Here is a 25,743-nt window from a genome sequence, read left to right as displayed (position 1 = left end):
TTTGTTCCGTAGCTGAACATAGGCTGGTACGGAACTCCGCTCCCTCACCTCGAAAGGCAAAGGCCCCTTCATGCCCCTGGCCCTGCTCGCCCTGGCCGTCGGCGCCTTCGGAATAGGTACGACCGAGTTCGTGATGATGGGCCTGCTGCCCGACGTCGCGAGCGACCTGCACATCTCGATCCCCGCCGCCGGACACCTGGTCTCGGCGTATGCGCTGGGCGTCGTCATCGGCGCCCCGCTGCTCGCCGCGCTCACTGCCCGTATGCCCCGCCGCACGGTCCTGATCTCCCTGATGGGACTGTTCGTCGCGGGCAACGCCCTGACGGCGTTCGCCCCCGGCAACGGCTCCCTGCTCGCCGCCCGCTTCCTCAGCGGCCTGCCGCACGGCGCCTTCTTCGGCGTGGGCGCGGTCGTGGCGACGTCGATGGTCCCGCCGGAGCGCAAGGCCCGCTCCGTCTCCCTGATGTTCCTCGGCCTGACGGTCGCCAACATCGCGGGCGTCCCGGTGGCCACGCTCATGGGCCAGCACCTGGGCTGGCGCGCGACGTTCCTGGGCGTCAGCGTGATCGGCCTGGCGGCGATCGCCTCGCTGGCACTCCTGATCCCGCGCGACGGGGGCCGGCCCGCCTCGTCGACCGGCCTGCGCGGTGAACTGGCGGCCCTGCGGTCCCTCCCGGTGTGGCTGGCCCTCGGTACGACGGTGGCGGGCTTCGGCGCGCTCTTCGCGGCCTACAGCTACGTCACCCCGATGCTCACGGACACGGCGGGCTACGCCGAGTCCGACGTGACGCTGCTGCTGGCCCTGTTCGGCGTGGGCGCGACGGCGGGCAACCTGCTGGGCGGCCGCCTGGCGGACCACTCGCTCAGGGGAACGCTGTTCGGCGGCCTCGCCGCACTGGCGGCGGTGCTGCTCCTCTTCCCGCTCCTGATGCGGGCCGAGTGGAGCGCGGCGCTGGCGGTGACCCTGCTGGGCATGGCGGCGTTCATCACCGGCTCCCCGCTCCAGCTGATGGTGATGGAGAAGGCGTCGGCGGCCCCCTCCCTGGCCTCCTCCGCCAACCAGGCCGCCTTCAACCTGGCCAACGCCGGCGGCGCCTGGATCGGCGGCCTGGCCCTCGCGGCGGGTTTCGGTACGACGTCCCCGGCGCCGGCGGGCGCGGCCCTGGCGGTACTGGGGCTGGGCGTGGCGGCGCTGGCGTACGCCGTCGACCGGCGCCGGACTCCACCGGCCGGCCGGGAGAGGCTGGTCGCCTCCCACGTACCGGAGGAATCGGCGGCGCTGCACCACTGACCCGGGGGGCCGGCTGCCGCGGTCCGAGCCCGCGTCCTCACTCGCCCCAGACGACTCTGCCGTTCGCCTCTTTCCACTCTTTCCACCCTCGGCCGCGCGCGCCCCGCTCCGCCTGCGATCGTGTGAGGCGGAGGACGCGCGAGGCGCTGTTGGCGGTCGCGGCCGGGCGGAATCGGTGGCTGAAGTCCAGAGGGATGTCCAGGGCCAGGAAGTTCTTGCCGTTGCCCGTCCGTGCGCGCAGGCGGATCCGGTGCCGGGCCACCGGCACCGTCTCGGGAAGCCGGAGGTTCCACGCCTGCTTCCACGGCCCGGCGGGCAGCCTCGGGTCACCCGAGAGCCTCGTGCCCATGCCTGCCAGCAGATCGGGGAGCCGGTAGCTCTTGTCCAGCATCTTCACCGGACCGAACTTCATGATCACATTGCAGGTGACCCGGGTCAGGTCGACGGTCTCCTTGAGGTGGCCGTCCATCTCCCAGCGGACCTGGTGCCCGAGCCACGGTAACGCCGGGGTCAATGTGATGTCGCGGATGTCCAGGATGTAGGTGTCGTCGCTCGCGTCCTCCACCAGGCGCATACTCACCTCGCTCACCCCGCGGTGTCGCGGATACGCGCGGATATGAATGTCGCCGCCGATGGCGCGCGCCCGACCCGGCGGCGAAGCGTCGCTCAGGGCCTCGCTCCCACCCGTTCGGGGGTAGGGGAAGCGCCGGAACGAAACCGGCGGCCGTGCCCCCGGGACCTGCGTCAACGGGCGGTGTTCGGGCGGAAGTCACCAGGCGGGTCGGCCGGTGAGGGCAGGAACGGCCGCCCGGACGCCGGGCTGCGCCGCCTGGCGTCCGGCTCGGGCAGGGTGTGCACGGCACGGGGTTGTCGGACAATGGTCGGGACCGGAGCCCCGGCCCGATTCCGGCGGGCCGGGGCTCCATGTCGTACGGTCGACCTCGGACTAGTTGTCGTGGTCGTCGTGGTCGTGGTGCCGCACCACGCGGAAGCTGGCCACGACGCCGTTGTCGACCTCGATGCCGTCGGTGTCGCACGCGTGGACGCCGAAGCTGTCGCTGTGGGGGCCGACGGTGGCGATGGGACCGCCGTTGTCGCAGACCGCCCCGCGGAAGACCTCGACGGTCTTGTCGCTGTCGTTGCGGATGTTCAGGGTCTTGGCGCCCAGGCCGCTGACGACGGTGATGCAGTCGCCGGGGTGGCTGGAGTAGGACCGCTCGTTGATCTGGATACGGCCCTCCTCCTCGTGACGACCACCTTCGTTGCCCTTGCCCTGCGTGCCGCCGTCCCGGGGCGCGCCGGCGGCGGCCGTCGGGGCTGCCTCGGGCGCCGGGACGGAGGCGGCCGAGGCGTAGGTGATGCCGGTCGCGACGAGAGCTGCCGCACCCGCGACAGCGGCGGTCACCATGTTGGAACGGGCGAGCTTCATATCGTTCTCCTGTCTCGTGTCTCGGAGATGCCGGCCCGTCAGCCGGCGTGAGACCAAAAGTACTCATAGCTGACTTATCGGCGATACCGGAGGATCTCCGACATAGTGCCGATCGGGGCATTTCTGGCTCCGGGCGCCAGGTCTCCGAGGGGCGGACAGGAGGTCAAGTGGCTTGAAAAGAAGGTGTTATTGACACACTATTAGGCCTTTAGGGTGATCCTCTGACGCCTGCTCACTCGCCGACGGAGCGTGTCGGTGCGGATGTGACGAGAAGAGTCGTGCTACATGGCTCTGCCCGCACCGCTCCACGCCCCACCGCTCGGCGAGCGCGTCCAGGAGAGCCGGGCTCCCACCCGACTCCTCCGGCGCCGTGGCGGACAGCAGGACGGGCGGGACACGTGACCCCGGGTCGGTCGGCAACTCCGTTGCGTGGAACCGGACATCGAAGCCGTGCCGTCGAGGACCGTTCATCACCGCGCTCAAGTCGCGGTGACGCGAGCCGCGGCAACGCAAAAGGGGGGGCGTGAGGTCACCAGGACCCCACGCCCCCCCCGCGTGCTCAGCGGAGCGTCAGCGCGTCAGTGCTGCTTCTGCGCGCCCTTCGCGTACGACTGGACGTAACCGTCCGCCGGCGAACCGACGCCCGTCACGTCGTCGTAGCCCTTCACCGCGGACAGCGAGCTGTCCTTGCCGAGGGAGCGGACCGAGTACAGCAGGCCACCCTTGGCGTCCAGGCCGTTGGCGAAGTCCACGCGGGCGACCGCCAGGCCGGAGCCCGTCGGGTTGTCCGTGACGTCGTGGAAGACGCCCTTCTTGCCGTACTTGGAGTAGATCGCCGGGTTGGCGAAGCCGATCGCCTTGCCGCCGCGCGCCTCCTGGGCCAGCGCCTGGACCGCCGCGATCACCGGAGCGGCGAGCGAGGTGCCGCCGATGCGGTACTCGCTGTACTGCTGCGAGCCGTCCGGGAAGGTCTGGGTCTGGCCGACCAGGAAGCCGGTGTTCGGGTCGGCGATGGCCGCGATGTCCGGGACGACGCGGTTGCCGGTGGCGTTGTTCGCCTTCGCCAGCGCGTCGGGGACGATGCCCTTCTGGTAGTACGGCTGGGCGACCGTCTTGCTGGTGCCGCCGCCCGCGCCCGAGGTGAAGGCGCCGGGGAAGTTGGTCCAGCTCTTGCCGTCGGCCGACAGGGTCGCCTTCTCGGTGCCCCAGCCGGTCTCCCACTCGTACGTGTCGCCCTTGCCGACGGCCAGCGAGGTACCGCCGACCGCGGTGACCCACGCGGAGTTGGCCGGGGTGTCGACCTGCTTCGTACCGGACTTGGCGACCTGGTCGCCGTCGTCACCGGAGGAGAAGTAGAAGCCGATGCCCTGCACCGCGCCCAGCTGGAAGACCTGGTCGTAGGCGGCCGCGAGGTCCGGGGTCTGGCTGGCCTCGACGTCGCCCCAGGAGTTGGAGACGATGTCGGCCAGGTGGTTGTCGACGACCTTGCTGAGCGAGCCCAGCAGGTCCTCGTCGTAGCAGGAGGCGGCGCCCACGTAGGTGATGTCGGCGTTCGGGGCCACCGCGTGCGCGGCCTCCACGTCGAGGGTCTCCTCGCCGTACCAGCCGGCCGCGCCGCATTCCTTGGTCTTGGTGTAGCTGTCCGGCAGGACCTGGTGCAGCTGGCTGGTCTTCCAGGCCGCGTCACCGTTCTTCGCCGCGTACGTGCCCGCGTCGAAGGCGATGGTCGGCGAGGCGTAGGCGTCGGTGATGGCGATCCGGACGCCCTTGCCGGTGTAGTCGCCGGCGCCGTAGACGGAGCGCAGCTGCTTGCCGGTGTAGCCCTTGATCGCGTACGGGATCTTCTGGCCGTACGCGTCCGGCAGCGTGCTCGCGGTCTCCGAGCCGTAGTACGAGGAGAACGGCCCGGCGTTCTTGAACACGGCGTCCGGCGGCGGCAGCTGGTCGTCGTGGTTCGCCTTGTGCGGGGCGTTGTCCAGGCCGGTGACGGTCAGGACGGCGCCCTTGAGGCTGTCCGGCACGGAGGCCGTCTGCGCCGGGGCGCGGTAGGTCGCCGAACCCTTGGCGTAGTTGTGCAGCTGGGTGCCGAAGGCCTTCTCGGCGGCGGCCACGTCACCGGAGACGGCGACGTAGTGCTGGGTGACCTCGGTGACCTTCAGCCCGGACGACGTCAGCCAGGACTTGACGGCGGCCACCTGGGCCTTGGTGGCCCCGAACTGGGACTGCGCCTTCTTGGCGTTCAGGTACTTGCCGTACAGCGGCGAGCTGGGGTCGGACACGGCCTTGGCGTAGGCGGCGAGTCCGGCCGCGTTCTTGCCGGCCAGGTAGACCCGGGCGTTGACCTGGGCGCTGTTCGAGGTCGCGCCCTTGTCCGCCTTGGCCGTGGCCCAGAGAGGCTTGGTGCCCTTCAGTGTGTCACGAGCGGGGCTGTCCGTGGCGTGCGCCGCGGGTATGCCCAGCGCCAGCGCGCCGGCGACCATCGGCAGTGTCGCTGCCATGCTCACAGCGCGCAGCTTGGCGCGGTTGGATCTCATAGAACCCCCTGCGATGCGGTTCGCATGCATGTAGTGGTCGGTACGTCATGCGTCCACGTGCCGGTCCGCGGCGGTTCGGCCGGTCGGATGGATCACATGATGGGGGTCACTCTTTCGATGAACCGTTCATGCGCGGGGAACGTAAAGGTCAAGAGAAGCTCAAGTGCCCGTCAGGTAGGGCGAATTGTTCCTTTCATCCCTCACGGTTGTGTAACGGAACTGTCCATCCGCTGTTCACATATGGCGTTCACACAACGCCGCTCACGAACGCGGCGCGGCACCCCGCTCCTTGAGCATCTGCGCCATCGCCTGAAGCTCCGACTGCTGCGCGTCGACCATGCCCTGCGCGAGCCGCTTCTCCACGCCGACGGTGCACTTGGCGACACAGCCCTCGGCCATGTGGATGCCGCCCTTGTGGTGCTCCGTCATCAGCTGCAGATAGAGGGTCTCCGCCTGCTTGCCGTCCAGCGACTGGAGCTTCTTCAGCTCGGTGTCCGTCGCCATGCCCGGCATCAGCGAGCCGTCCCCGCGCTCGGGCATGTCGCCCATGCCCATCCAGGCCATCGGCGGCTTCGCCGACACCTTCGGCAGCTCCCACAGATCCAGCCAGCCGAGCAGCATGCCGCGCTGGTTGGCCTGCGTCTGCGCGATGTCGTAGGCGAGCCGCCGCACTTCCTCGTTCTTCGTACGGTCCCGGACGATGTACGACATCTCGACGGCCTGCTGGTGGTGCACCGCCATGTCCCGGGCGAACCCGGCGTCCGCCGACTCCGCGCCCGGCGTCTTCATGTCCGAGCCGCCGGAGTCCTCGGCGACCGCGTAGGTGATCGCGCCGGCCGCGACGAGCACCGCCGCCGCGGCGCCGGCGATCCAGCCGATGTGCCGCCGCCTCACTGCATCGCCCCGCTGGTGCAGGCGGCGCCCGGCTCCGGGGTCTGCGGACCCTGGACGTAGGCGGCGAAGAACTTGTTCACCTCCGGGTCGTCCGCGCTCTTGACGGCCACCTGGTGGCCCCACGCCGACAGGATCAGCGGCGCCGCCTGGTTCTCGTACGGGCTCATCAGCGAGTACGGCGTCTTCTTCACCTTCGCCGTCAGCGCGTCGACGTCGGCCTTCTTCGCCTTGTCCGTGTACGTCACCCAGACCGCGCCGTGCTCCAGCGAGTGCACGGCGTTCTCGTCCTGCAGCGGCTTGGTGTAGACGGTGCCGTTGCAGGTCGCCCAGATCTGGTTGTGATTGCCGCCGACCGGCGGGTGCATCGGGTACGCCACCCTGTTCGCCACATGCGTCCGCGCCAGCTTGCCGCTCCAGGTCTTCAGACCGTCCTTGCCGGTGGTCCAGTGCCCGGAGTCGCCGGAGTCACCGGCGGGGCCCTTGGTGGCGCTCGCGGAGTCCTTCTTGTGCGACTGGGAGTTCACGAGGACCACGCCGCCGACCACCAGGCCGGCGACGACCACCACGCTCGCGGCGATGGTGAGCGCGCGGTTGCGGCGATCGCGCGCCCGCTCGGCGCGGCGCATCTCCTCTATCCGGGCCTTGCGTGCCGCGTTGCTGTTCTTGGCGGAACCCATGAGGTGTCCTTCTGGGGAAAGGGACGGCATCGGGAAGGGTGGGGCCCGCTGATCGTAATGGGGAAGGGAAGGCCTTCCGTAGGGAGGGCAGGGCAAAGGAACGGCTGGGGCGAGCGAGGGAAGAGGGAGGATGGGGGCACCGCGGGATAATTTGAACCGTGGATGCGTATTACCTACGCTCCTGGTATGCGGCTCCTGCGCTCCACCGACCTGGCCCTGCGCGTCCTGATGCGACTGGCCGTGGCCCCCGACGCCACACCCACCACCCGCCAGGTCGCCGCCGACATGGACGTGCCCTACACGCACACCGCGAAGGTTGTCGCCGAACTCCAGCACCTGGGCCTCGTCGACGCCCGGCGCGGCCGCGGGGGTGGCCTCGCACTGACGGAGAAGGGCCGTACGGCGTCGGTCGGGGCGGTGGTGCGCACCTTCGAGGGCGACGGCGACGTCGTCGACTGCGAGGGCCCGACGCCCTGCCCGCTGAACTCCGGCTGCCGCCTGCGCGGCGCCCTGCGCCGGGCCCAGGAGGCGTTCTTCGCCGCGCTGGACCCCGTCACGGTCGCGGACATCGTCTCCGACCCCACCGGCCCCTTGCTGCTGGGCATCTCCCGGTCCCCGCAGGGCGATTGACGTCCCTGTCCGAAGTCCGTCGTCGACCGCCGGACTCCTCTGACAGGCCTGGTCCTATTCCTATCCCTATCCCTGGGCTCCCTATCCCTGGGCCAGCCACAGGTCCGGGCCGAAGACCTCGTAGTGGAGGTCGGCCGGGGCCACGCCCTTCCCGATCAGCTGGGTACGCACCGCGCGCATGAACGGCAGCGGACCGCACAGGTACGCGTGCGTGCCCTCCGCCACCGCGATGTCGGCCAGGTCCACCAGGCCGGTGGCGGAGCCCGGCTCGGCGTCGCGCTCGTAGAAGAAGTGCACGGACGCGTCCGGGAGCTTGTCCGCGTACGTCTCGTGGTCGGTGCGCAGGGCATGGTCGGCGGGGGAGCGGTCGCCGTGCAGGACGGTGACCGGGCCGTGATGGCCGGCCGCCGCGAGATCGGCGAGCATCGCGATCATCGGGGTCACGCCGATGCCCGCGGAGGCGAGCAGCAGCGGGGTGTCCGGCCCGGCGTCCAGGACCAGGTCGCCGTACGGCTCGGACAGCTCGAGGGCGTCGCCTGCGCGCACGCGCGCGTGGAGGTGGTTCGAGACCTCGCCGTCGGGCGTCGCGGCGTCGCCCCGAACGCGCTTGACGCTGAACTGGCGCACGGCCTCGCCCGGCGCCCCGGACAGGCTGTACTGCCGTATCTGCCGGGCGCCGTCGGACAGTTCGACCTGGACGGAGACGTACTGACCGGCGCGGAAGTCGCGCACCGGGCCGCCGTCGGCCGGCCGCAGCCGGAAGGTGGCGACGTCCGCCGTCTCCTCGACGCGCTCCACGACCTCCCACGGCCGCCGGACCGTCGTGCCGCTCTCCTCGTACAGCCGCTTCTCGACGGCGATGAGCGCGTTCGCCATCAGCCAGTAGACCTCGTCCCAGGCGGCGGCGACCTCGGGCGTCACGGCCTCGCCGAGGATCTCGGCGATGGCGGCGAAGAGGTGCTCGTGCACCACGGGGTAGTGCTCGGGAGCCACGCCCAGCGAGGCGTGCTTGTGGGCGATCCGGCCGAGCATCGCGTCGGGCCGGGCGTCCGGGTGCTCCAGCAGGTGCGTGGCGAAGGCGGCGATGGATCCGGCGAGGGCCTGCTTCTGGGCGCCGGAGGCCTGGTTCCCGCGGTTGAACAGGTCGCGCAGCAGTTCCGGGCGGGCGGCGAAGAGCCGGGCGTAGAAGCGCTCGGTGATCTCGCCGATGGCCGCGCCGACGGCGGGGAGGCTGGCGCGGACGGTGGCCGCGGACTGTTCGGACAGCATCGGAACTCCTCGGATCTCGACTGGTCGGAACGCTATGAAAACTTGCATCTGAGATGCAAATTAAATGGGCGTGGTCTCGCTCACGCCGGAAGCGGATCGGCCATTACGGATGTCGGTGCGAGCAGGCAAGATGGGCAGCACAGCAGTACACCTGCCGTACGAGAGGCGTTCAGGCCGTGGACGCATCCGCGATCAAGGTCCGCAACGCGCATGAAATGGTGTTGTGGTGGGATGCTCAGGTGCCCGACCGCCTCCCGCGGGACTGGGGACAGGCGGCCTGACCAGCAAGGATGGGGTAGCGGAAGATGGACAAGCAGCAGGAATTCGTGCTCCGGACACTGGAGGAGCGCGACATCCGGTTCGTACGCCTGTGGTTCACGGACGTGCTGGGCTTCCTCAAGTCCGTCGCCGTGGCCCCCGCGGAGCTGGAGCAGGCCTTCGACGAGGGCATCGGCTTCGACGGCTCCGCCATCGAGGGCTTCGCCCGGGTCTACGAGTCCGACATGATCGCCAAGCCGGACCCCTCCACCTTCCAGGTCCTGCCGTGGCGCGCGGAGACCCCCGGCACCGCCCGCATGTTCTGCGACATCCTCATGCCGGACGGCTCCCCGTCCTTCGCGGACCCGAGGTACGTGCTCAAGCGCGCCCTGGCCCGCACCTCCGACCTGGGCTTCACCTTCTACACCCACCCCGAGATCGAGTTCTTCCTGCTGAAGGACCGCCCGCTGGACGGCTCCCGCCCGACCCCGGCCGACAACTCGGGGTACTTCGACCACACCCCGACCAACGTCGGCATGGACTTCCGCCGCCAGGCGATCACCATGCTGGAGTCGATGGGCATCTCGGTGGAGTTCTCCCACCACGAGGGCGCCCCGGGCCAGCAGGAGATCGACCTGCGCTACGCCGACGCGCTCTCCACGGCCGACAACATCATGACGTTTCGCCTGGTCATGAAGCAGGTCGCGCTGGAGCAGGGCGTTCAGGCGACCTTCATGCCGAAGCCCTTCTCCGAGCACCCCGGCAGCGGCATGCACACCCACCTGTCGCTCTTCGAGGGCGACAGGAACGCGTTCTATGAATCCGGCTCCGAGTACCAGCTCTCCAAGGTCGGCCGCTCCTTCATCGCGGGCCTGCTCAAGCACGCCGCGGAGATCTCCGCGGTCACCAACCAGTGGGTGAACTCGTACAAGCGCATCTGGGGCGGCTCCGAGCGCACGGCGGGCGCCGGCGGCGAGGCCCCGTCGTACATCTGCTGGGGTCACAACAACCGCAGCGCCCTGGTCCGCGTCCCGATGTACAAGCCCGGCAAGACCGGCTCCGCGCGGGTCGAGGTCCGCTCCATCGACTCCGGCGCCAACCCGTACCTGGCCTACGCCCTCCTGCTGGCCGCGGGCCTGAAGGGCATCGAGGAGGGCTACGAGCTTCCGCCGGGCGCCGAGGACGACGTCTGGGCGCTGTCCGACGCCGAGCGCCGCGCGATGGGCATCGAACCCCTCCCGCAGAACCTCGGCGAGGCCCTCGCCCTGATGGAACGCAGCGACCTGGTCGCCGAGGCCCTCGGCGAGCACGTCTTCGACTTCTTCCTGCGCAACAAGCAGGCGGAGTGGCACGAGTACCGCTCGGAGGTCACGGCGTTCGAGCTGCGCAAGAACCTGCCGGTGCTGTAGGCGCAGGTCGGACCTGTTTTCCGGCGAACCGACCCCTGGGGCCGACGGTCATGGACCGCCGGCCCCAGGGCGTCCGCCGCCCGCCCGCACCTCAGCGTCAGCGGATCACCGACGGATCACTCCCAGTCGGACTCGGAGTCGATCTGGGACACGGGAGCGGGCTGCCGGGACCGGGCGTCCTGACCGACGTGGCCGGGGGTGCTGACGTGGCCCTGATTGCTGCAGGCGTCGTACACCGACTGGCCTGACCACGGTACGGCGAAGGGGACGAGCCCGAGTGCCTGCTCGCAGATTTTCTCCCCGGACAGGGTCCGGCCGGCGACGTTGATGCGGCCGTGGTCGCCGTCGTGGGCGTGGGCCGGGGCGGCGAGCGCGACACCGGCCGCGGTGAGCGCGGCGAGAGCGGTGATCTTCTTCATAGCCTGGTCAACGACCCCGGATCGGCGCAGGTCACGCCGCTGACGGCGGTGTGGCTATCCGACGTACGCCGGTGACACGGCGGCCTTGCTGATCTGCCGAGGCGCCCCCGAGCCGTCCGCCGGCACCTGGTACAGATCGGCTCCGTAGTCACCCGGCAGCGCGTACACGACCGTACGGTCGTCCCGCCACACCGCCTGGTCGTCCACGCTCCTCCGCTCGGCCAGCGGGGTCTCGCGCATGGTGCGCAGATCGAGGACGTACAGGTGCCAAGGGGCGTCCTTCGGCAGGCCCTTGACCCGCTTCTTGTAGGCGATGCGCGTGCCGTCGGGCGAGAGGGACGGGCACTCGACGTTCGTGTGCAGGGTGGTGACCGTACGGGCGCGCAGATCGCCCCGCACCAGATAGGTGCCGCCCCCGGTCGCGAGCGTCGCGTAGAAGGTGCGGTCGTCGCGGGCGAACGTCACGCCCCAGAAGTTGACGTCCGGCGCCCGGTACGGATGCCCGCCCTTGAGGATCCGGAAGTCCTCCAGCGACGGGATCAGCTCACCGCTCCTGGTGTCCACGATCGCCGCGCGCGTCGAGAAGTTCGTACCGGCGTAGCTGTCACCGCCCACGAACGCCGTCCACGCGGCGAAGTGCCCGGTGGGGGAGACCCGGGCACGCGACGGAATCCCCGGCACGTCGTACGTGTGCATAGTCCGCAGCCGATCATCCAGGACCAGCGCCCGATACGTGTCCGAAACCGCCCCATGCACCGCTTGCAGACACACACCCGTCCCCGAAGCGGCGTAGAACCGCAGGCACTTGACGCCCGACGAGGTACGCGCCCCCGCCGGATCGCCCGCCGGGACGCTGACGACCTCGTCCCGATGCGGTCCCCACGCCATGTTCCGGAAGAGCATCGACCCCCGCCCGGTCAGCGTCACCGCGCCCGGCGTGACCCGCGGACCGCCCGCCTGGGTGTGGTTGCGCCGGTCGGCCCGGGCCGAGGCGTGCAGCACGGAGGCGACCCCGACCGCCGCCAGCACGGCGACGGCCGAGACCAGGATCAGGATGCGGCTGCGTACGGTCATGCGGGCACCGTTCCCTTCGGGCGCAGGGTGAGGGAGAACAGGGCGCACGCGGCCAGCGCCACGGCCGCCCCCGCCAGCGCCGCCCGGTCGCCCCACACCGTCCAGGCCGCGCCGAACAGCAGTGAGCAGGCGAACCGGGCCATCGCCTGCCCGGTCTGCACGAGGGCCAGCCCCGACGAGCGCAACTCCTCCGGCACCCCGTCCGAGGCCGCCGCCATCAGCACCCCGTCGGTGGCCGCGTAGAAGGCGCCGTGCAAGGCGAGGACGACATACGGCAGCGCCGATCCGCGCCACGCCGTGAGCAGCAACGCGTACGCGATCAGCAGACCACCGTGCCCGCCCACGAACACGGCCCACCTGCCCACCCGGTCCGCGAGCCGCCCGAGCGGCACCGCGAGCAGCAGGAACGAGGCGGCCGTACCGAGCGGCAGCAGGGCGAACCACCGGTCCGGCACGCCCAGCCGACGCTGAAGCAGCAGATAGACGAACGAGTCACTCACCGTGGCAAGCCCCAACAACAGCGCGCACACGGCGATCCGCCGCAGCCCCCGCCGCCGCAACAGCCCCACCGCACCCCGCAGAGTGGGCCGCTCGGCCGCGACCGCGCCACCCCGCCCGCCCGGCACGAAGAGCACCAGCACCAGCACCCCGAGCACCGCGACGCAGAAGCTGACGGTGAACACCGCGTCATACCCGTCCACCGTCGCCCGCAGGATCAGAAAGGCGACCAGCGGCCCGAGCAGCGCCCCAGCGGTGTCCATGGCCCGGTGCACCCCGAAGGCACGCCCCCGGGACTCGGCCGTGCTCGACAACGAGATGAGGGCATCGCGCGGAGCGGTCCGCAGCCCCTTCCCCGTGCGGTCGGCGGCGAGAACCAGCCCGATCGGCGTCAGCGAATGCGCGACGAGCAGCAACGGCTTGCACACGGCGGATATGCCGTACCCGACCCCGGCGACCCACTTGTGCCGCCCACCGCCCCGATCCGCGAGATGCCCGCCGACCAGCCGCACAAGGGCCGAGAAACCGTTGTAGACGCCGTCGAGCAGCCCGAACCCCAAGGGAGACAGCCCGAGCCCGGTGACCAGGTACAACGGCAGAACGGCGGTGACCATCTCGGACGACACGTCCGTCACCAGGCTGACGGTTCCGAGCGCGAGCACGGTAGGGGCGATCGCGGCACGGCGCCGCCCGGCCACTGGCCGGACGGCACCGTCCGCGGACGCCGGCGTACTCGCGCGGCTGTCCGCTACGTACACGTCAGGACGCCCAGATACCGCTGATGTCCTGGGCGGAGTCCGCGTTGCCCGCGTGCGACGACAGCCCCTGGCTGTCCTCCAGGGTGCGCAGCAGGTCGTAGTGGTCGTACGTCGTGGAGCTGGACGACCCGGGGGTCACGGGCTGCCCGTAGAGCACGGTCGGAATCCGGTTGCCGCTCAGCCGGTTGTCCTCGTCGAACGTGACGACGAGCAGGCTGTTGTGGGTCTTGGCCCAGCTCGCGTAGGCGCCCAGGTTGTCCTTCAGCCAGGTGTCGCCGGTGGACACCGAGCAGTCGTGCATGTCGCTGCACAGGTCCGGGGTGACGAACGACAGCTGGGGCAGCGTCGAGTAGTCCGTCGGGAACTGGTCGAACGTCATCGCGCTGTCCGTCGGCACATTGCTGAACCCGAACCACGGGTTGTGCTTGCGCGCGTAGTCCCCGCTGCTGCAGTCGGTCGCGCCCTGGCTGGGCAGGGTCTCGTTGTAGCTGGCCCAGCTGCGCCCGGCGTCGATCATCTCGGACGCGAGATTGGGCGCCGACGAGAAGCCGGGCGTGTAGCAGCTGTCGTCCGTGATGCCCTGCGTCGAACCGGAGAACAGGGCGAAGTAGTTGGGCTGGCTCGGGTGGGTCTCGGCGTACGACTGGGTCAGGTTGGCACCTCCCGACTTCAGCGAGTTGATGTACGGCGCCTTGGAGGAGCCGATGACCTGGCTGTAGGCGTGGTTCTCGAAGACCACGACGACCACGTGATCCGGGCTCGGAACGGCGCCCGCGGCGTGCGCGGACCCGGTGCCGATCCCGGTCCACAGCCCGACCGCGGCCGCGGCGAGGGCCGTTGCGGACGCCACGACGGTACGGGTACGGCGGTACACGGAACTGCCGGACACATCAACCTCCGGTGTGGGGGTGGGACGGGGCTGGCGGTGCGGACAGAGCATGCACACGCCAACATGCCCGCACCCCACGGCACCCAACCCAGACGGTGAAGAGCGGATGAACTACTGCCCACACGGACCGCCTGCCGCAGCCACGCACGTCGGGAGGGCCGCCCACGGCGGGAAGGGGACGTGGCGGGTGGTGTCCGCCCGCAGAGGCCGGCGAAAACACCGAAACCTGGCCAGAAACAGCCCGCCGGACCGAGGACGGCCACCACCCGCCGCGGCACCGACTCAAAAACCACCACAGGCGCACCCAAGCCAAGACGCACCACCACAGGCCGCCGCAGGCACCCGCGCCGCACCCGAAGGGCACCCCGCACCCGAAGAGGGCACCCCGCACCGAACCGCCCAGGCGCCGCAGTCACCCGCACCGAACCGCCCACGCGCCGCAGGCACCCGCGCCGCACCCCCACGCCCCGACCGAACCGCCGAGGCGCCGCAGGCGCACGCATCGAACCGCCGAGGCGCCGCAGGCACACGCGCCGCACCCCCACGCCCCGACCGAATCGCCCAGGCGCCGCAGGCGCACGCATCGAACCGCCGAGGCGCCGCAGGCACACGCGCCGCACCCCCACGCCACGACCGAATCGCCGAGGCGCCGCAGGCACCCGCACCGAGCCGCCCATGCGCCGCAGGCACCCGCGCTGCAGGCACCCGCGCCGCACCTCCACGCCCCGCACCGAGCCGCCCATGCGCCGCAGGCACACGCGCCGCAGGCACCCGCGCCGCACCCCCACGCCCCGCACCGCCCATGCGCCGCAGGCACCCGCACCGAACCTCCGAGGCGCCGCAGGCACACGCGCCGCCACCCCCACGCCCCGAACCGCCGAGGCGCCGCAGGCACCCGCCCCGAACCGCCCAAGCGCCGCAGGCACACGCACGAAGCCCCCGCCCCCGTCGCCGGTTAGGCTCTGGCCAGGACGATCGCACCCGAGGGAGGCCACGGAGATGACGCCGGGGCGCAGAAGCAGCACGTTCACCCGCCTGCTCCGACACGGCTTCACGGACCCCTCCGCCGCCGAGCGCCTCCTCGACGGCCCGGAACTCGCCCCCGTCCGCGACGACCCGTTCCTCCTGGAAGCCCTCGGCGCCACCGCCGACCCGGACCTGGCCCTGCACGGCCTGGTCCGCCTCGTGGAGGCCCAGGACGGCCCCACGGCCCACCGTGAACTGCTGGACACCCTCATCGCGGCCAAACCCCTCCGCGACCGCCTCCTCGGCGTCCTCGGCGCCTCCGCCGCCCTCACCGACCACCTGGCCCGCCACCCGGCCGACTGGCAGGCCCTGGTCACCTACGAGCCCCAGGACCTGCACCCGGGCGTCACGGAGTTCGAGCGCGGCCTGGCCGACGCCACCGACCCCGTCTCCCTGCGCGTCGCCTACCGCCGCTGCCTCCTCTCCATCGCCGCCCGCGACGTCTGCGGCACCACGGACGTCGCCGAGACGGCCGCGGAACTCGCCGACCTCGCCACCGCCACCCTGCGCGCGGCCCTGGCCATAGCGAAGACGCACGCCCCCGAGGACGCGGCCGCCTGCCGTCTCGCGGTGATCGCGATGGGCAAGTGCGGCGGCCACGAACTGAACTACGTCTCCGACGTGGACGTGATCTTCGTAGCGGAGGCAGCCGAAGGCACCACCGAGGCCAAGGCCCTCACCTCCGCCACCCGCCTCGCCTCGCATCTGATGCGGATCTGCTCGGAGACCACCGTCGAGGGCTCCATCTGGCCGGTGGACGCCAACCTCCGCCCCGAGGGCCGCAACGGCCCCCTCGTCCGCACCCTCTCCTCCCACCTCGCCTACTACCAACGCTGGGCGAAGACCTGGGAGTTCCAGGCCCAGCTCAAGGCCCGCCCGGTGGCCGGCGACGCAGAACTCGGCCGGGCGTACATCGACGCGCTCGAACCCCTGGTCTGGAAGGCGGCCGAGCGCGAGAACTTCGTGGCGGACGTGCAGAAAATGCGCCGGCGCGTCGTCGAGAACATCCCCGCGTCCGAGATCGAAAGAGAACTCAAGCTCGGCCCGGGCGGCCTGCGCGACGTCGAATTCGCCGTCCAGCTCCTGCAGTTGGTGCACGGCCGCACCGACCCCGCCCTGCGCAGCGGCACCACCCTGGACGCCCTCCAGGCCCTGGCCGCCGGCGGCTACGTGGGCCGCGAGGACGCCGCCCGCCTCGACGAGGCGTACCGCTTCCTGCGCTCCATGGAGCACCGTATCCAGCTGTACCGCCTGCGCCGCACCCACCTCGTCCCCGTGGCCGAGGAGGACCAGCGGCGCCTCGGCCGCTCCCTGGGCCTGCGCACCGACCCGGCGGCCGAGCTGATCCGCGAATGGAAACGGCACACCGGCGTCGTACGACGCCTGCACGAGAAGCTCTTCTACCGCCCGCTCCTCGACGCGGTCGCCCAACTCGCCCCGGGCGAGACCCGCCTGAGCCCCGAAGCGGCCCGCGAACGCCTCGTCGCGCTCGGCTACGCCGACCCGGCGGCGGCCCTGCGCCATCTGGAGGCCCTGGCCTCCGGCGTGACCCGCAAGGCGGCCATCCAGCGCACCCTGCTGCCCGTCCTCCTCGGCTGGTTCGCCGACTCGGCGGATCCGGACGCGGGCCTGCTGAACTTCCGCAAGGTCTCGGACGCGCTGGGCAAGACACCCTGGTACCTGCGCCTCCTGCGCGACGAGGGCGCGGCGGCGGAGAACCTGGCCCGCGTCCTGTCCGCCGGCCGCCTCGCCCCCGACCTGCTCCTGCGGGCCCCCGAAGCGGTGGCCCTGCTGGGCGACGGAGACGGCACGGGCATGCGCGGAGCCGGCCTCACGCTCCGCGAGCGCACCCCCCTGGAGCAGGAGATCCTGGCCGCCGTGGGCCGCGCGGAGAACGCCGAGCAGGGCGTCACCGCGGCCCGCGGCGTGCGCCGCCGCGAGCTGTTCCGCACCGCCGCCGCCGACATCGTCGGCTCCTACGGCACCGAGACCAGCCCCGCCGAGGCCGACCAGGGCGCCCTGGTGGACCGGGTCGGCGCGGCGGTCTCCGACCTCACCGCCGCCACCCTCGCCGGCACCCTGCGCGCGGTGGTCCGGGACGGCTGGGGCGACACGCTCCCCACCCGCTTCGCGATCATAGGGATGGGCCGGTTCGGCGGCCACGAGCTGGGCTACGGCTCCGACGCGGACGTCGTCTTCGTGCACGAACCGCAGGACGGCGTGGACGAGCACGAGGCGGCCGCCGCGGCGAACAAGGTCGTCGCCGAGATGCGCCGCCTGCTCCAGCTGCCCAGCGCCGACCCGCCGCTGCTCATCGACGCCGATCTGCGCCCGGAGGGCAAGTCGGGACCGCTGGTGCGCACCCTGAAGGCGTACGAGGCGTACTACCGCCGCTGGTCCCTGGTCTGGGAGTCCCAGGCGCTGCTGCGGGCGGAACACGTGGCCGGGGACGAGGACCTCGGCCGGCGCTTCACGGCCCTCATCGACCCCCTCCGCTACCCGGCCCACGGCCTCGGCGAGGACGCCGTACGCGAGATCCGCCGGCTGAAGGCCCGGATGGAGTCCGAGCGGCTCCCGCGGGGCGCCGATCCCAGGCTGCACACCAAGCTCGGCCCGGGCGGCCTGTCCGACGTCGAGTGGACGGTCCAGCTGTTCCAGCTGCGGCACGGCTGGGACCACCCCGGGCTGCGCACCACCCGCACCCGCGAGGCGCTGGCCGCCGCCCGCGAGGCCGGGCTGCTGTCCGCCGAGGAGGCGGAGATCCTGGACGAGGCCTGGGTGCTGGCCACCCGGGTGCGCAACGCGGTGATGCTGGTGCGCGGCCGGGCCGGGGACACCTTCCCCACCGAGCCCCGAGAGCTGGCCGCCGTGGGCCGCTACCTGGGCTACGGCGCCGGGCACGCGGGCGACATGCTGGACGCGTACCGCCGCACCACCCGCAGGGCACGCACGGTGGTGGAGGAACTGTTCTACGGCGACGCGACGTGACGCGCGACCACCGGCGGCCACCGCCCCGACACCACACGACGCCCCTGCGGCAGGGCTACGGCGCAGACGCCCCGGCCGGCTGCGGCTCGGGCTCCCGCTTCCGCGCCCACCCCGGCGCCACCCGCGGCAACGCGTACGGCAGCGCGCGATACCACACTCGCGCCACGCTGAAACCGAACGTCAGACACAGCACACCGCCCACCGCGTCCAGCCAGAAATGGTTGGCGGTGGCGACGATGACCAGCAGGGTGGTCGCCGGGTAGAGCAGGCCCAGCACCCGCACCCACGGTACGGACGCCAGCGCGAAGATCGTCAGCCCGCACCACAGCGACCAGCCGATGTGCATCGACGGCATCGCCGCGTACTGGTTCGACATGTGCTTCAGATCGCCGGAGGCCATCGAGCCCCAGGTGTGGTGCACCATCACGGTGTCCACGAAATGCCCGCCGCGCATCAACCGTGGCGGGGCGAGTGGAAACAGATAGTAACCGACCAGGGCCACACCCGTGGTCGCGAACAGCGCCAGCCGGGTCGCCGCGTACCGGCCCGGATGCCACCGGTACAGCCACACCAGCACGCCGAGCGTGATGACGAAGTGCAGTGTGGCGTAGTAGTAGTTCATGCCGACGATCAGCCAAGAAACCGAGTTCAGGGCGTGGTTGACAGACTGCTCGAAGGCGATGCCCAGATGGTGCTCGGCGCGCCAGATCCAGTCGGCGTCGCGCAGCGCCTTGCCCTTCTGTTCCGGCACGGCGTTGCGGATCAGTGAGTACGTCCAGTAACTCACCGCAATCAGAAGGACCTCGAACCACAGCCGAGGCCGGCGCGGCCGCCGCAGCCGGCCCAGCACGCCCCGCGGACCCCGACCGACCTCACCCGTGACGGCCTGCGGAACGGCCACCTCCTCGCGACCTTCCGGCTCTGTCACGGCCCAGTCACTCATAGGCATCAAGTCTGCCAGAAAAGGCTTCCTCGCCAGATCATCCCAAGGTCGGGTCCGCGACGCACCTTCTACGACGCGCGGAGGACATTCGGTGCCGAAGCGGTCGAACCACGCACCACCAGCTCCGGCATGAACACGAACTCACTGTGCGGCGCGGGCGTCCCGCCGATCTCCTCCAGCAACGTGCGCACCGCGGCCTGCCCCATCGCCGGAACCGGTTTCCGCACGGTGGTCAGCGGCGGGTCGGTGAACGCGATCAGCGGGGAGTCGTCGAAGCCGACCACCGACACGTCCCGGGGCACCTCCAGGCCCCGCTGCCGGGCCGCCCGTATCGCGCCGAGCGCCATCATGTCGCTGGCGCACACCACGGCCGTGCAGTTCCGCTCGATCAGCGCCGTCGCGGCCGCCTGACCACCCTCAAGGGTGTACAGCGAGTGCTGGACCAGCTCCGTCTCGACCACCTCGGCGGCGAGCCCCAACTGGTCCTGCACGGCCCGTACGAAGCCCTCGATCTTGCGCTGCACCGGCACGAACCGCTTCGGCCCGAGCGCCAGCCCGATCCGGGTGTGCCCGAGCGACACCAGATGGGTCACCGCCAGCGTCATCGCGGCCCGGTCGTCGGGCGAGATGAACGGCGCCTGCACCTTCGGTGAGAACCCGTCCACCAGCACGAACGGCACGCCCCGCGCCCTCAGCCGCTCATAGCGCTGCATATCGGCGGTGGTGTCCGCGTGCAGCCCGGAGACATAGATGATCCCGGCGACCCCGCGGTCCACGAGCATCTCGGTCAGCTCGTCCTCGGTCGACCCGCCCGGGGTCTGCGTGGCCAGCACCGGCGTATAGCCCTGGCGGGTCAGCGCCTGGCCGATGACCTGGGCCAGAGCCGGGAATATCGGGTTCTCCAGCTCCGGAGTGATCAGGCCGACGAGCCCCTCGCTGCGCTGCCGCAGCCGCACCGGGCGTTCATAGCCGAGGACGTCCAGCGCGGCGAGCACGGACTGGCGGGTGGTGGCGGCGACGCCCGGCTTCCCGTTGAGGACCCGGCTGACGGTCGCTTCGCTCACCCCCGCCTGCGCAGCGATGTCGGCAAGCCGTGTGGTCACGGCACTGGACTGTACCGGTCGTATGTCGCCTTGCACACCGGCCGGACGCCGGGCCCGGCCCGCCGGACGGCCCGGCGTCGGTTGCTGCCTCATCGCGCTCCCTCGAAGTCATGGTGGCAAGAGCTTGCAGAGTCTTGCACAAGTGCCGCCGAAACCGCCCCACAGGCCCCAATGCGCGGTTGCGCGGGGGTCGAGCGCCGGTCACGGGCGGGTAACCATCGTGTTCCCTTGCACTTTTTTTCTGCAAGGTCTTTCGCAACGCTTACATCGCTGTTACGTTCCCAGTCGCCCGGCCGCCGCAACGGCGCAGTCGGCACGACAGTGGGGACGGCGGACGGGACCGCCCCCGCACCACACGGGCTCAACCCTCAAGGAGAACTCATGCGGCGTGGCATAGCGGCCTCCGCGCTGGTGGCGTCCCTCGCCCTGGCGGCGACGGCCTGCGGCGGCGGGAGCAGCGACAGCGGCAAGTCGGACGGCCCGGTGACCATCACCTGGTGGGACACCTCCAACGCCACCAATGAGGCACCGACGTACCAGGCCCTGATCAAGCAGTTCGAGGCCGCCAACAAGAACATCAAGGTCAGGTACGTCAACGTCCCCTTCGACCAGGCGCAGAACAAGTTCGACACCGCGGCCGGCGCCACCGGCGCCCCGGACCTGCTGCGCTCCGAGGTCGGCTGGACCCCGGCCTTCGCGAAGAAGGGCTACTTCCTGCCGCTGGACGGCACGGAGGCCCTCGCCGACCAGGCGAAGTTCCAGCCCAGCCTGATCAAGCAGGCCCAGTACCAGGGCAAGACCTACGGCGTCCCGCTGGTCACCGACACCCTCGCCCTCGTCTACAACAAGGCCCTGTTCAAGCAGGCCGGCATCACCGACGCCCCCAAGACCTGGGACGAGCTGAAGTCGGATGCCGCCAAGGTCAAGGACAAGACCGGCGCCGACGGCTACTGGGGCTCCACCCAGGCCTACTACGCCCAGACCTTCCTCTACGGCGAGGGCACCGACACCGTCGACGCCGCCGCCAAGAAGATCACCGTCGACTCGCCCGCCGCCAAGAAGGCCTACGGCACCTGGCTGAGCACCTTCTCCGGCAAGGGCCTGCACAAGGCCGACACCACCGCCGACGCCTACGCCCACATCCAGGACGCGTTCGTCAACGGCAAGGTCGCCGCGATCGTCCAGGGCCCCTGGGAGATCACGAACTTCTACAAGGGCAGCGCCTTCAAGGACAAGTCCAACCTCGGCATCGCCACCGTCCCGGCCGGCTCCACCGGCAAGGCGGGCGCCCCGACCGGCGGTCACAACCTCTCCGTCTACGCCGGCTCCGACAAGGCCCACCAGGCAGCGGCCCTGAAGTTCGTGAAGTTCATGACCTCGCAGGCCTCGCAGGAGACCATCGCGCTGAAGAACTCCACCCTGCCGACCCGCTCCGACGCCTACACCGACAAGGTCAAGGCCGACCCCGGCATCGCCGGCTACCAGGGCGTCCTGTCCGCCGCCCAGCCCCGCCCGGAACTGCCCGAGTACAGCTCCCTGTGGGGTCCGCTGGACATCGAGCTGCCCAAGGTCGCCGGCGGCAAGGAGTCCCTCGACAAGGGTCTGAGCAACGCCGAGGTGGCCGTCGCCAAGCTGGTGCCCGACTTCAGCAAGTGAGCCCGCGTGGCCGTCGGATCCCCTTGCGAGGAGGGGAGGGATCCGACGGCCACCGGCCTGTGCCCAGGCCCGCCCCCTGATCTCCCGAAGGTGTCGAACATGACAGTCGCCATCGACCGCGCCACCGGCAACCGCCGCGGTGACCGCGCGCCGCGGCCCGGCCTGGGCCAGCGCATCAAAAACGGATTCCAGAAGCACTGGTACGCCTACGCGATGATCGCGCCGGTCGTCATCGTGCTCGGCGTCATCGTGGGCTATCCGCTGCTGCGCGGCCTCTATCTGACCCTCACCGACGCCAACAGCCTGAACTCGGCGCGCACCATCGGCGTCAACCACATCGCCGCCACCTACAAGTTCATCGGGATCGACAACTACAAGGACATCCTGTTCGGCCCGCTGTCCTACGACCGCTTCTGGTCGCACTTCCTGTGGACCGTCTTCTGGACGGCCGCCTGCGTGGCCCTGCACTACACCATCGGCCTGGGCCTCGCGCTCATGCTCAACCAGAAGGTGCGCGGCCGCACCTTCTACCGCCTGCTGCTGGTCCTGCCCTGGGCCGTGCCGACCTTCGTCACCGTCTTCTCCTGGCGGATCATGCTCGCCGACTCCGGCGCGCTCAACCAGTTCCTCGGCTCGCTCCACCTGCCCCAGCCCCAGTGGCTGGAGGACACCTTCTGGCAGCGGTTCGCCGCGATCATGGTCAACACCTGGTGCGGTGTGCCGTTCATGATGCTCTCCCTGCTCGGCGGCCTGCAGTCCATCGACTCCACGCTCTACGAGGCCGCGGAGATGGACGGCGCCAGCGCCTGGCAGCAGTTCCGGCACGTCACCCTGCCCGGCCTGCGCTCGGTCAGCTCCACCGTCGTACTGCTCGGCATCATCTGGACCTTCAACCAGTTCGCCATCATCTTCCTGCTGTTCGGCCCCACCGGTGCGCCCGACGCCCAGATCCTCGTCACCTGGGCCTACTACCTGGGCTTCGGACAGCAGCCGCGCGACTTCGCCCAGTCCGCCGCGTACGGCGTCCTGCTGCTGTCGGTCCTGACCGTCTTCACCTCCTTCTACTTCCGCTGGCTGAAGCGCAATGACCAGCTCGCCGTCTGACGCCGCAGGAGCCGCCGCCATGAGCACCCAGACCCTTGAGAAGACCGAGGCCGGGCCCGCCCCCGCCGCCGAGCCCGCGCGCCGCACCCGCCGGCGCGGCGAACGCGGCCCGCTCGGCGCCGCCCTGCTGCACGGCGGCCTCGCCCTCGCGAGCCTGATCGCACTGGCCCCGGTGGCCTGGCTGATCTACCTCTCCCTCGGCCCGGACAAGGACGACTACCTGCACCCGGGCAAGATCCTGGGCAAGCTCACCTTCTCCAACTACAGCTTCGTGCTGCAGCACACCGCCTTCTTCGACTGGTTCAAGTCGACGATGATCGTGGCCCTCGGCACCACCTTCATCGGCGTGTTCGTCGCGGCCACCACCGGCTACGCCGTCTCGCGCATGCGCTTTCCCGGCTACAAGCAGCTGATGTGGGTGCTCCTGCTCACCCAGGCCTTCCCGATCGCCATCCTGATCGTGCCGATGTACGAGATCTTCAGCGAACTCGGCCTCATCGACACCTACTGGTCGCTGATCATCATCAACTGCACCACGGCCGTGCCGTACAGCGCCTGGCTGCTCAAGGGGTACTTCGACACCATCCCCTTCGAGATAGACGAGGCCGGACGCGTGGACGGGCTCACGCCCTTCGGCACCTTCTTCCGGCTGATCCTGCCGCTGGCCCGGCCCGGTCTCGCGGTAGCCGCCTTCTACAACTTCATCACCGCCGTGGGCGAGGTCGCCTTCGCGACCACCTTCATGCTCGACGACTCCAAGTACACCTTCGCCGTCGGCCTGCAGACCTTCGTCAGCGAGCACGACGCCCAGTGGAACTACATGGCCGCCACCGCCGTGCTGATCGCGATACCGGTCTCGGTGTTCTTCTACCTCGTGCAGAAGAACCTCGTCACCGGCCTGACCGCGGGCGGCACGAAGGGCTGAACGCCCGCTGCGCACCAGAGTTCCCGCGCACAGCGATGCGCGGGTAGGCGGCCGCGGTCTCCATCCGACCCCGCTGTGACCGCGGCCGCCTCGTACACCCCCGGCCCCCGGCATCCGCCACCGCACCCACGCGCCCATGACCCGAAACCCGTTACCCTCCAAGGACGCCATGAGCCAGCAGCACCCTGCCGCACCGGCCCCCCACTTCGCCTCCGCCGCCGTAGCCGACCGCCGCGACTGGTGGCGGGACGCGGTCATCTACCAGGTCTATCCGCGCAGCTTCGCCGACAGCAACGGCGACGGCATGGGCGACCTGGAAGGCGTGCGCTCCCGCCTGCCGTATCTGCGTGACCTCGGTATCGACGCCGTGTGGCTCAGCCCCTTCTACGCCTCCCCGCAGGCCGACGCCGGCTATGACGTCGCCGACTACCGCGCCGTCGACCCGATGTTCGGCAATCTGCTGGACGCCGACGCGCTGATCCGCGACGCCCACGACCACGGCCTGCGCATCATCGTGGACCTGGTGCCCAACCACTCCTCCGACCAGCACGAGTGGTTCAAGCGCGCCCTCGCCGAGGGCCCCGGCTCGCCGCTGCGGGACCGCTACCACTTCCGCCCGGGGAAGGGCGAGAACGGCGAACTCCCCCCGAACGACTGGGAGTCCATCTTCGGCGGCCCGGCATGGACGAGGGTCGAGGACGGCGAGTGGTACCTCCACCTCTTCGCGCCCGAGCAGCCCGACTTCAACTGGGAACACCCGGCCGTCGGCGACGAGTTCCGCTCGATCCTGCGCTTCTGGCTGGACATGGGCGTGGACGGCTTCCGTATCGACGTGGCCCACGGCCTGGTGAAGGCCGACGGCCTGCCCGACCTCGGCTCGCACGACCAGCTCAAACTGCTGGGCAACGATGTCATGCCGTTCTTCGACCAGGACGGCGTGCACGCGATCTACCGTCAGTGGCGCACGATCCTGGACGAGTACGCGGGCGAGCGCATCTTCGTCGCCGAAGCGTGGACCCCGACCGTCGAGCGCACCGCCAACTACGTCCGCCCGGACGAACTCCACCAGGCCTTCAACTTCCAGTACCTGTCGGCGGAATGGGACGCGGAGGAACTGCGCACGGTCATCGACCGCACCCTGGAGGCGATGCGCCCGGTCGGCGCCCCCGCCACCTGGGTCCTCTCCAACCACGACGTGACGCGCCACGCCACCCGCTTCGCCAACCCGCCGGGCCTGGGCACCCAGATCCGCACGGCGGGCGACCGCGAACTGGGCCTGCGCAGGGCCAGGGCGGCGACTCTGCTGATGCTCGCCCTCCCGGGCTCGGCATACATCTACCAGGGCGAGGAACTGGGCCTGCCGGACGTCGTGGACCTCCCCGACGAGGTGCGCCAGGACCCCGCGTACTTCCGGGGCGCCGGCCAGGACGGCTTCCGCGACGGCTGCCGGGTGCCGATCCCGTGGACCCGGGACGGCTCGTCGTACGGCTTCGGCGGCGGGGGCAGCTGGCTCCCGCAGCCGGAGAGCTGGGGCGAGCTGAGCGTCGAGGCGCAGACGGGCGTACCGGGCTCGACGCTGGAGCTGTACCGCTCCGCGCTGAGCGCGCGCCGGACGCGGCCCGACCTGGGGGCGGGCGACGCGGTGGAGTGGCTGCGGGCGCCGCAGGGCGTCCTGGCCTTCCGGCGGGGCGAGTTCGTCTGCGTGACGAACACGACCGGCGAGTCCGTGACGACCCCGTCCTACGGCCAGGTCCTGCTCACCAGCGGTGAGGTGACCGAGGCGGACGGCGGGGCGAAGGTGCCGGCCGACACGACCGTGTGGTGGACGACCGTGGCCTGACGGCCCGTCTGAAAATTCTTGCATCAACTTCACCACGGCCCGCTGTCTTTCGGACAGCGGGCCATTTAACATCTGCGTCACCGCAAGTTTGCTGAACATTGCAGCAAGCGCCTTCAAAGACGAAGGACC

20 protein-coding genes are annotated in these 25,743 nt (G+C 70.7%); 8 read left to right on the top strand and 12 right to left on the bottom strand.

All coding sequences use genetic code 11. The annotated features are described in order from the left end of the window. Positions 1 to 70: 70 nt before the first annotated feature. Positions 71 to 1,291: an MFS transporter gene (locus tag AB0L75_RS21040; RefSeq protein WP_365182848.1), complete on the top strand. Its 1,221-nt coding sequence runs from the start codon at positions 71 to 73 to the stop codon at positions 1,289 to 1,291. 37 nt (positions 1,292 to 1,328) lie between these two features. On the opposite strand, the gene AB0L75_RS21035 is transcribed toward AB0L75_RS21040, so the two are convergent. The 5 genes from AB0L75_RS21035 to AB0L75_RS21015 all read right to left on the bottom strand — a co-directional run bounded on the left by AB0L75_RS21035 (position 1,329) and on the right by AB0L75_RS21015 (position 6,825). Beyond that, positions 1,329 to 1,871, bottom strand: a complete 543-nt coding sequence (locus tag AB0L75_RS21035; protein ID WP_365182846.1) for a hypothetical protein — start codon at positions 1,869 to 1,871, stop codon at positions 1,329 to 1,331. A gap of 366 nt (positions 1,872 to 2,237) precedes the next feature. Continuing rightward, a complete protein-coding gene (locus AB0L75_RS21030) occupies positions 2,238 to 2,720 on the bottom strand; it encodes a hypothetical protein (protein WP_365182844.1) in 483 nt (160 codons plus the stop codon). Positions 2,721 to 3,298: 578 nt separating this feature from the next. Then, positions 3,299 to 5,254: a S53 family peptidase gene (locus AB0L75_RS21025; RefSeq protein ID WP_365182842.1), complete on the bottom strand. Its 1,956-nt coding sequence runs from the start codon at positions 5,252 to 5,254 to the stop codon at positions 3,299 to 3,301. Between the two features lie 261 nt (positions 5,255 to 5,515). Next, entirely contained in the window at positions 5,516 to 6,148 is a 633-nt protein-coding gene (locus tag AB0L75_RS21020; RefSeq protein WP_365182841.1) for a DUF305 domain-containing protein, read from the bottom strand. Further along, positions 6,145 to 6,825, bottom strand: a complete 681-nt coding sequence (locus AB0L75_RS21015; RefSeq protein ID WP_365182839.1) for a DUF3105 domain-containing protein — start codon at positions 6,823 to 6,825, stop codon at positions 6,145 to 6,147. The genes AB0L75_RS21020 and AB0L75_RS21015 overlap by 4 nt, the downstream gene beginning before the upstream one ends. A 186-nt stretch (positions 6,826 to 7,011) precedes the next feature. Here AB0L75_RS21015 and AB0L75_RS21010 point away from each other — a divergent pair, with 186 nt between their 5' ends. Then, a complete protein-coding gene (locus tag AB0L75_RS21010) occupies positions 7,012 to 7,455 on the top strand; it encodes an Rrf2 family transcriptional regulator (protein WP_365182837.1) in 444 nt (147 codons plus the stop codon). 81 nt (positions 7,456 to 7,536) lie between these two features. Here AB0L75_RS21010 and AB0L75_RS21005 read toward each other — a convergent pair whose 3' ends face one another. Beyond that, the gene (locus AB0L75_RS21005) at positions 7,537 to 8,724 is read right to left on the bottom strand and encodes a globin domain-containing protein (RefSeq protein WP_365182835.1); all 1,188 of its coding nucleotides are present in this window, start codon (positions 8,722 to 8,724) and stop codon (positions 7,537 to 7,539) included. 305 nt (positions 8,725 to 9,029) lie between these two features. Between AB0L75_RS21005 and glnA the strand changes: the two genes are divergently transcribed. Next, positions 9,030 to 10,391 (top strand): type I glutamate--ammonia ligase, encoded by a 1,362-nt coding sequence (gene glnA / locus AB0L75_RS21000; protein ID WP_365182834.1) that lies wholly within the window; start codon positions 9,030 to 9,032, stop codon positions 10,389 to 10,391. Positions 10,392 to 10,507: 116 nt separating this feature from the next. Here glnA and AB0L75_RS20995 read toward each other — a convergent pair whose 3' ends face one another. The 4 genes from AB0L75_RS20995 to AB0L75_RS20980 are packed head-to-tail and all read right to left on the bottom strand — an operon-like array spanning position 10,508 to position 14,029. Next, on the bottom strand, positions 10,508 to 10,810 hold the full coding sequence (locus AB0L75_RS20995; protein WP_365182832.1) for a hypothetical protein: 303 nt from the start codon (positions 10,808 to 10,810) through the stop codon (positions 10,508 to 10,510). A 54-nt stretch (positions 10,811 to 10,864) separates the two neighbouring features. Continuing rightward, positions 10,865 to 11,884 carry a TolB-like translocation protein gene (locus AB0L75_RS20990; RefSeq protein ID WP_365182830.1) on the bottom strand — a complete coding sequence of 340 codons (1,020 nt, stop codon included), beginning with the start codon at positions 11,882 to 11,884 and terminating at the stop codon, positions 10,865 to 10,867. Next, on the bottom strand, positions 11,881 to 13,140 hold the full coding sequence (locus AB0L75_RS20985) for an MFS transporter (protein ID WP_365182828.1): 1,260 nt from the start codon (positions 13,138 to 13,140) through the stop codon (positions 11,881 to 11,883). The genes AB0L75_RS20990 and AB0L75_RS20985 overlap by 4 nt, the downstream gene beginning before the upstream one ends. 1 nt (position 13,141) lies before the next feature. Then, positions 13,142 to 14,029, bottom strand: a complete 888-nt coding sequence (locus tag AB0L75_RS20980) for an alkaline phosphatase family protein (protein ID WP_365182826.1) — start codon at positions 14,027 to 14,029, stop codon at positions 13,142 to 13,144. 999 nt (positions 14,030 to 15,028) lie between these two features. Between AB0L75_RS20980 and AB0L75_RS20975 the strand changes: the two genes are divergently transcribed. Beyond that, the gene (locus AB0L75_RS20975) at positions 15,029 to 18,043 is read left to right on the top strand and encodes a bifunctional [glutamine synthetase] adenylyltransferase/[glutamine synthetase]-adenylyl-L-tyrosine phosphorylase (protein WP_365182825.1); all 3,015 of its coding nucleotides are present in this window, start codon (positions 15,029 to 15,031) and stop codon (positions 18,041 to 18,043) included. 55 nt (positions 18,044 to 18,098) lie between these two features. Here AB0L75_RS20975 and AB0L75_RS20970 read toward each other — a convergent pair whose 3' ends face one another. Both AB0L75_RS20970 and AB0L75_RS20965 read right to left on the bottom strand, forming a co-directional pair. Continuing rightward, entirely contained in the window at positions 18,099 to 18,986 is an 888-nt protein-coding gene (locus tag AB0L75_RS20970; RefSeq protein WP_365182823.1) for a phosphatase PAP2 family protein, read from the bottom strand. A 68-nt stretch (positions 18,987 to 19,054) separates the two neighbouring features. Beyond that, the gene (locus AB0L75_RS20965; protein WP_365182821.1) at positions 19,055 to 20,089 is read right to left on the bottom strand and encodes a LacI family DNA-binding transcriptional regulator; all 1,035 of its coding nucleotides are present in this window, start codon (positions 20,087 to 20,089) and stop codon (positions 19,055 to 19,057) included. A 381-nt stretch (positions 20,090 to 20,470) separates the two neighbouring features. On the opposite strand from AB0L75_RS20965, the gene AB0L75_RS20960 reads away from it, so the two are divergent. The 4 genes from AB0L75_RS20960 to AB0L75_RS20945 all read left to right on the top strand — a co-directional run bounded on the left by AB0L75_RS20960 (position 20,471) and on the right by AB0L75_RS20945 (position 25,614). Beyond that, a complete protein-coding gene (locus AB0L75_RS20960; RefSeq protein ID WP_365182820.1) occupies positions 20,471 to 21,745 on the top strand; it encodes an extracellular solute-binding protein in 1,275 nt (424 codons plus the stop codon). 99 nt (positions 21,746 to 21,844) lie between these two features. Continuing rightward, entirely contained in the window at positions 21,845 to 22,849 is a 1,005-nt protein-coding gene (locus AB0L75_RS20955) for a sugar ABC transporter permease (protein WP_365182819.1), read from the top strand. A 19-nt stretch (positions 22,850 to 22,868) separates the two neighbouring features. Beyond that, positions 22,869 to 23,774 (top strand): ABC transporter permease subunit, encoded by a 906-nt coding sequence (locus AB0L75_RS20950; protein ID WP_365182817.1) that lies wholly within the window; start codon positions 22,869 to 22,871, stop codon positions 23,772 to 23,774. 169 nt (positions 23,775 to 23,943) lie between these two features. Then, the gene (locus tag AB0L75_RS20945; RefSeq protein ID WP_365182815.1) at positions 23,944 to 25,614 is read left to right on the top strand and encodes a glycoside hydrolase family 13 protein; all 1,671 of its coding nucleotides are present in this window, start codon (positions 23,944 to 23,946) and stop codon (positions 25,612 to 25,614) included. The last annotated feature ends 129 nt before the right edge of the window (positions 25,615 to 25,743 follow it).

This window comes from Streptomyces sp. NPDC052101, assembly GCF_040680235.1.
Classification (GTDB): Bacteria; Actinomycetota; Actinomycetes; order Streptomycetales; family Streptomycetaceae; genus Streptomyces.
The sequence above is the reverse complement of the archived record's forward strand: the minus strand, read 5'-3'. Positions and strand labels throughout refer to the sequence as shown.

Excerpts from the sequence above, each read along its gene's own strand:
- AB0L75_RS21040 (WP_365182848.1), top strand. The coding sequence starts at position 71 with ATGCCCCTGGCCCTGCTCGCCCTGGCCGTCGGCGCCTTCGGAATAGGT.
- AB0L75_RS21030 (WP_365182844.1), bottom strand. The coding sequence starts at position 2,720 with ATGAAGCTCGCCCGTTCCAACATGGTGACCGCCGCTGTCGCGGGTGCG.
- AB0L75_RS21025 (WP_365182842.1), bottom strand. The coding sequence starts at position 5,254 with ATGAGATCCAACCGCGCCAAGCTGCGCGCTGTGAGCATGGCAGCGACA.
- AB0L75_RS21015 (WP_365182839.1), bottom strand. The coding sequence starts at position 6,825 with ATGGGTTCCGCCAAGAACAGCAACGCGGCACGCAAGGCCCGGATAGAG.
- AB0L75_RS21010 (WP_365182837.1), top strand. The coding sequence starts at position 7,012 with ATGCGGCTCCTGCGCTCCACCGACCTGGCCCTGCGCGTCCTGATGCGA.
- AB0L75_RS21005 (WP_365182835.1), bottom strand. The coding sequence starts at position 8,724 with ATGCTGTCCGAACAGTCCGCGGCCACCGTCCGCGCCAGCCTCCCCGCC.
- glnA (WP_365182834.1), top strand. The coding sequence starts at position 9,030 with ATGGACAAGCAGCAGGAATTCGTGCTCCGGACACTGGAGGAGCGCGAC.
- AB0L75_RS20995 (WP_365182832.1), bottom strand. The coding sequence starts at position 10,810 with ATGAAGAAGATCACCGCTCTCGCCGCGCTCACCGCGGCCGGTGTCGCG.
- AB0L75_RS20990 (WP_365182830.1), bottom strand. The coding sequence starts at position 11,884 with ATGACCGTACGCAGCCGCATCCTGATCCTGGTCTCGGCCGTCGCCGTG.
- AB0L75_RS20975 (WP_365182825.1), top strand. The coding sequence starts at position 15,029 with ATGACGCCGGGGCGCAGAAGCAGCACGTTCACCCGCCTGCTCCGACAC.
- AB0L75_RS20970 (WP_365182823.1), bottom strand. The coding sequence starts at position 18,986 with ATGAGTGACTGGGCCGTGACAGAGCCGGAAGGTCGCGAGGAGGTGGCC.
- AB0L75_RS20960 (WP_365182820.1), top strand. The coding sequence starts at position 20,471 with ATGCGGCGTGGCATAGCGGCCTCCGCGCTGGTGGCGTCCCTCGCCCTG.
- AB0L75_RS20955 (WP_365182819.1), top strand. The coding sequence starts at position 21,845 with ATGACAGTCGCCATCGACCGCGCCACCGGCAACCGCCGCGGTGACCGC.
- AB0L75_RS20950 (WP_365182817.1), top strand. The coding sequence starts at position 22,869 with ATGAGCACCCAGACCCTTGAGAAGACCGAGGCCGGGCCCGCCCCCGCC.
- AB0L75_RS20945 (WP_365182815.1), top strand. The coding sequence starts at position 23,944 with ATGAGCCAGCAGCACCCTGCCGCACCGGCCCCCCACTTCGCCTCCGCC.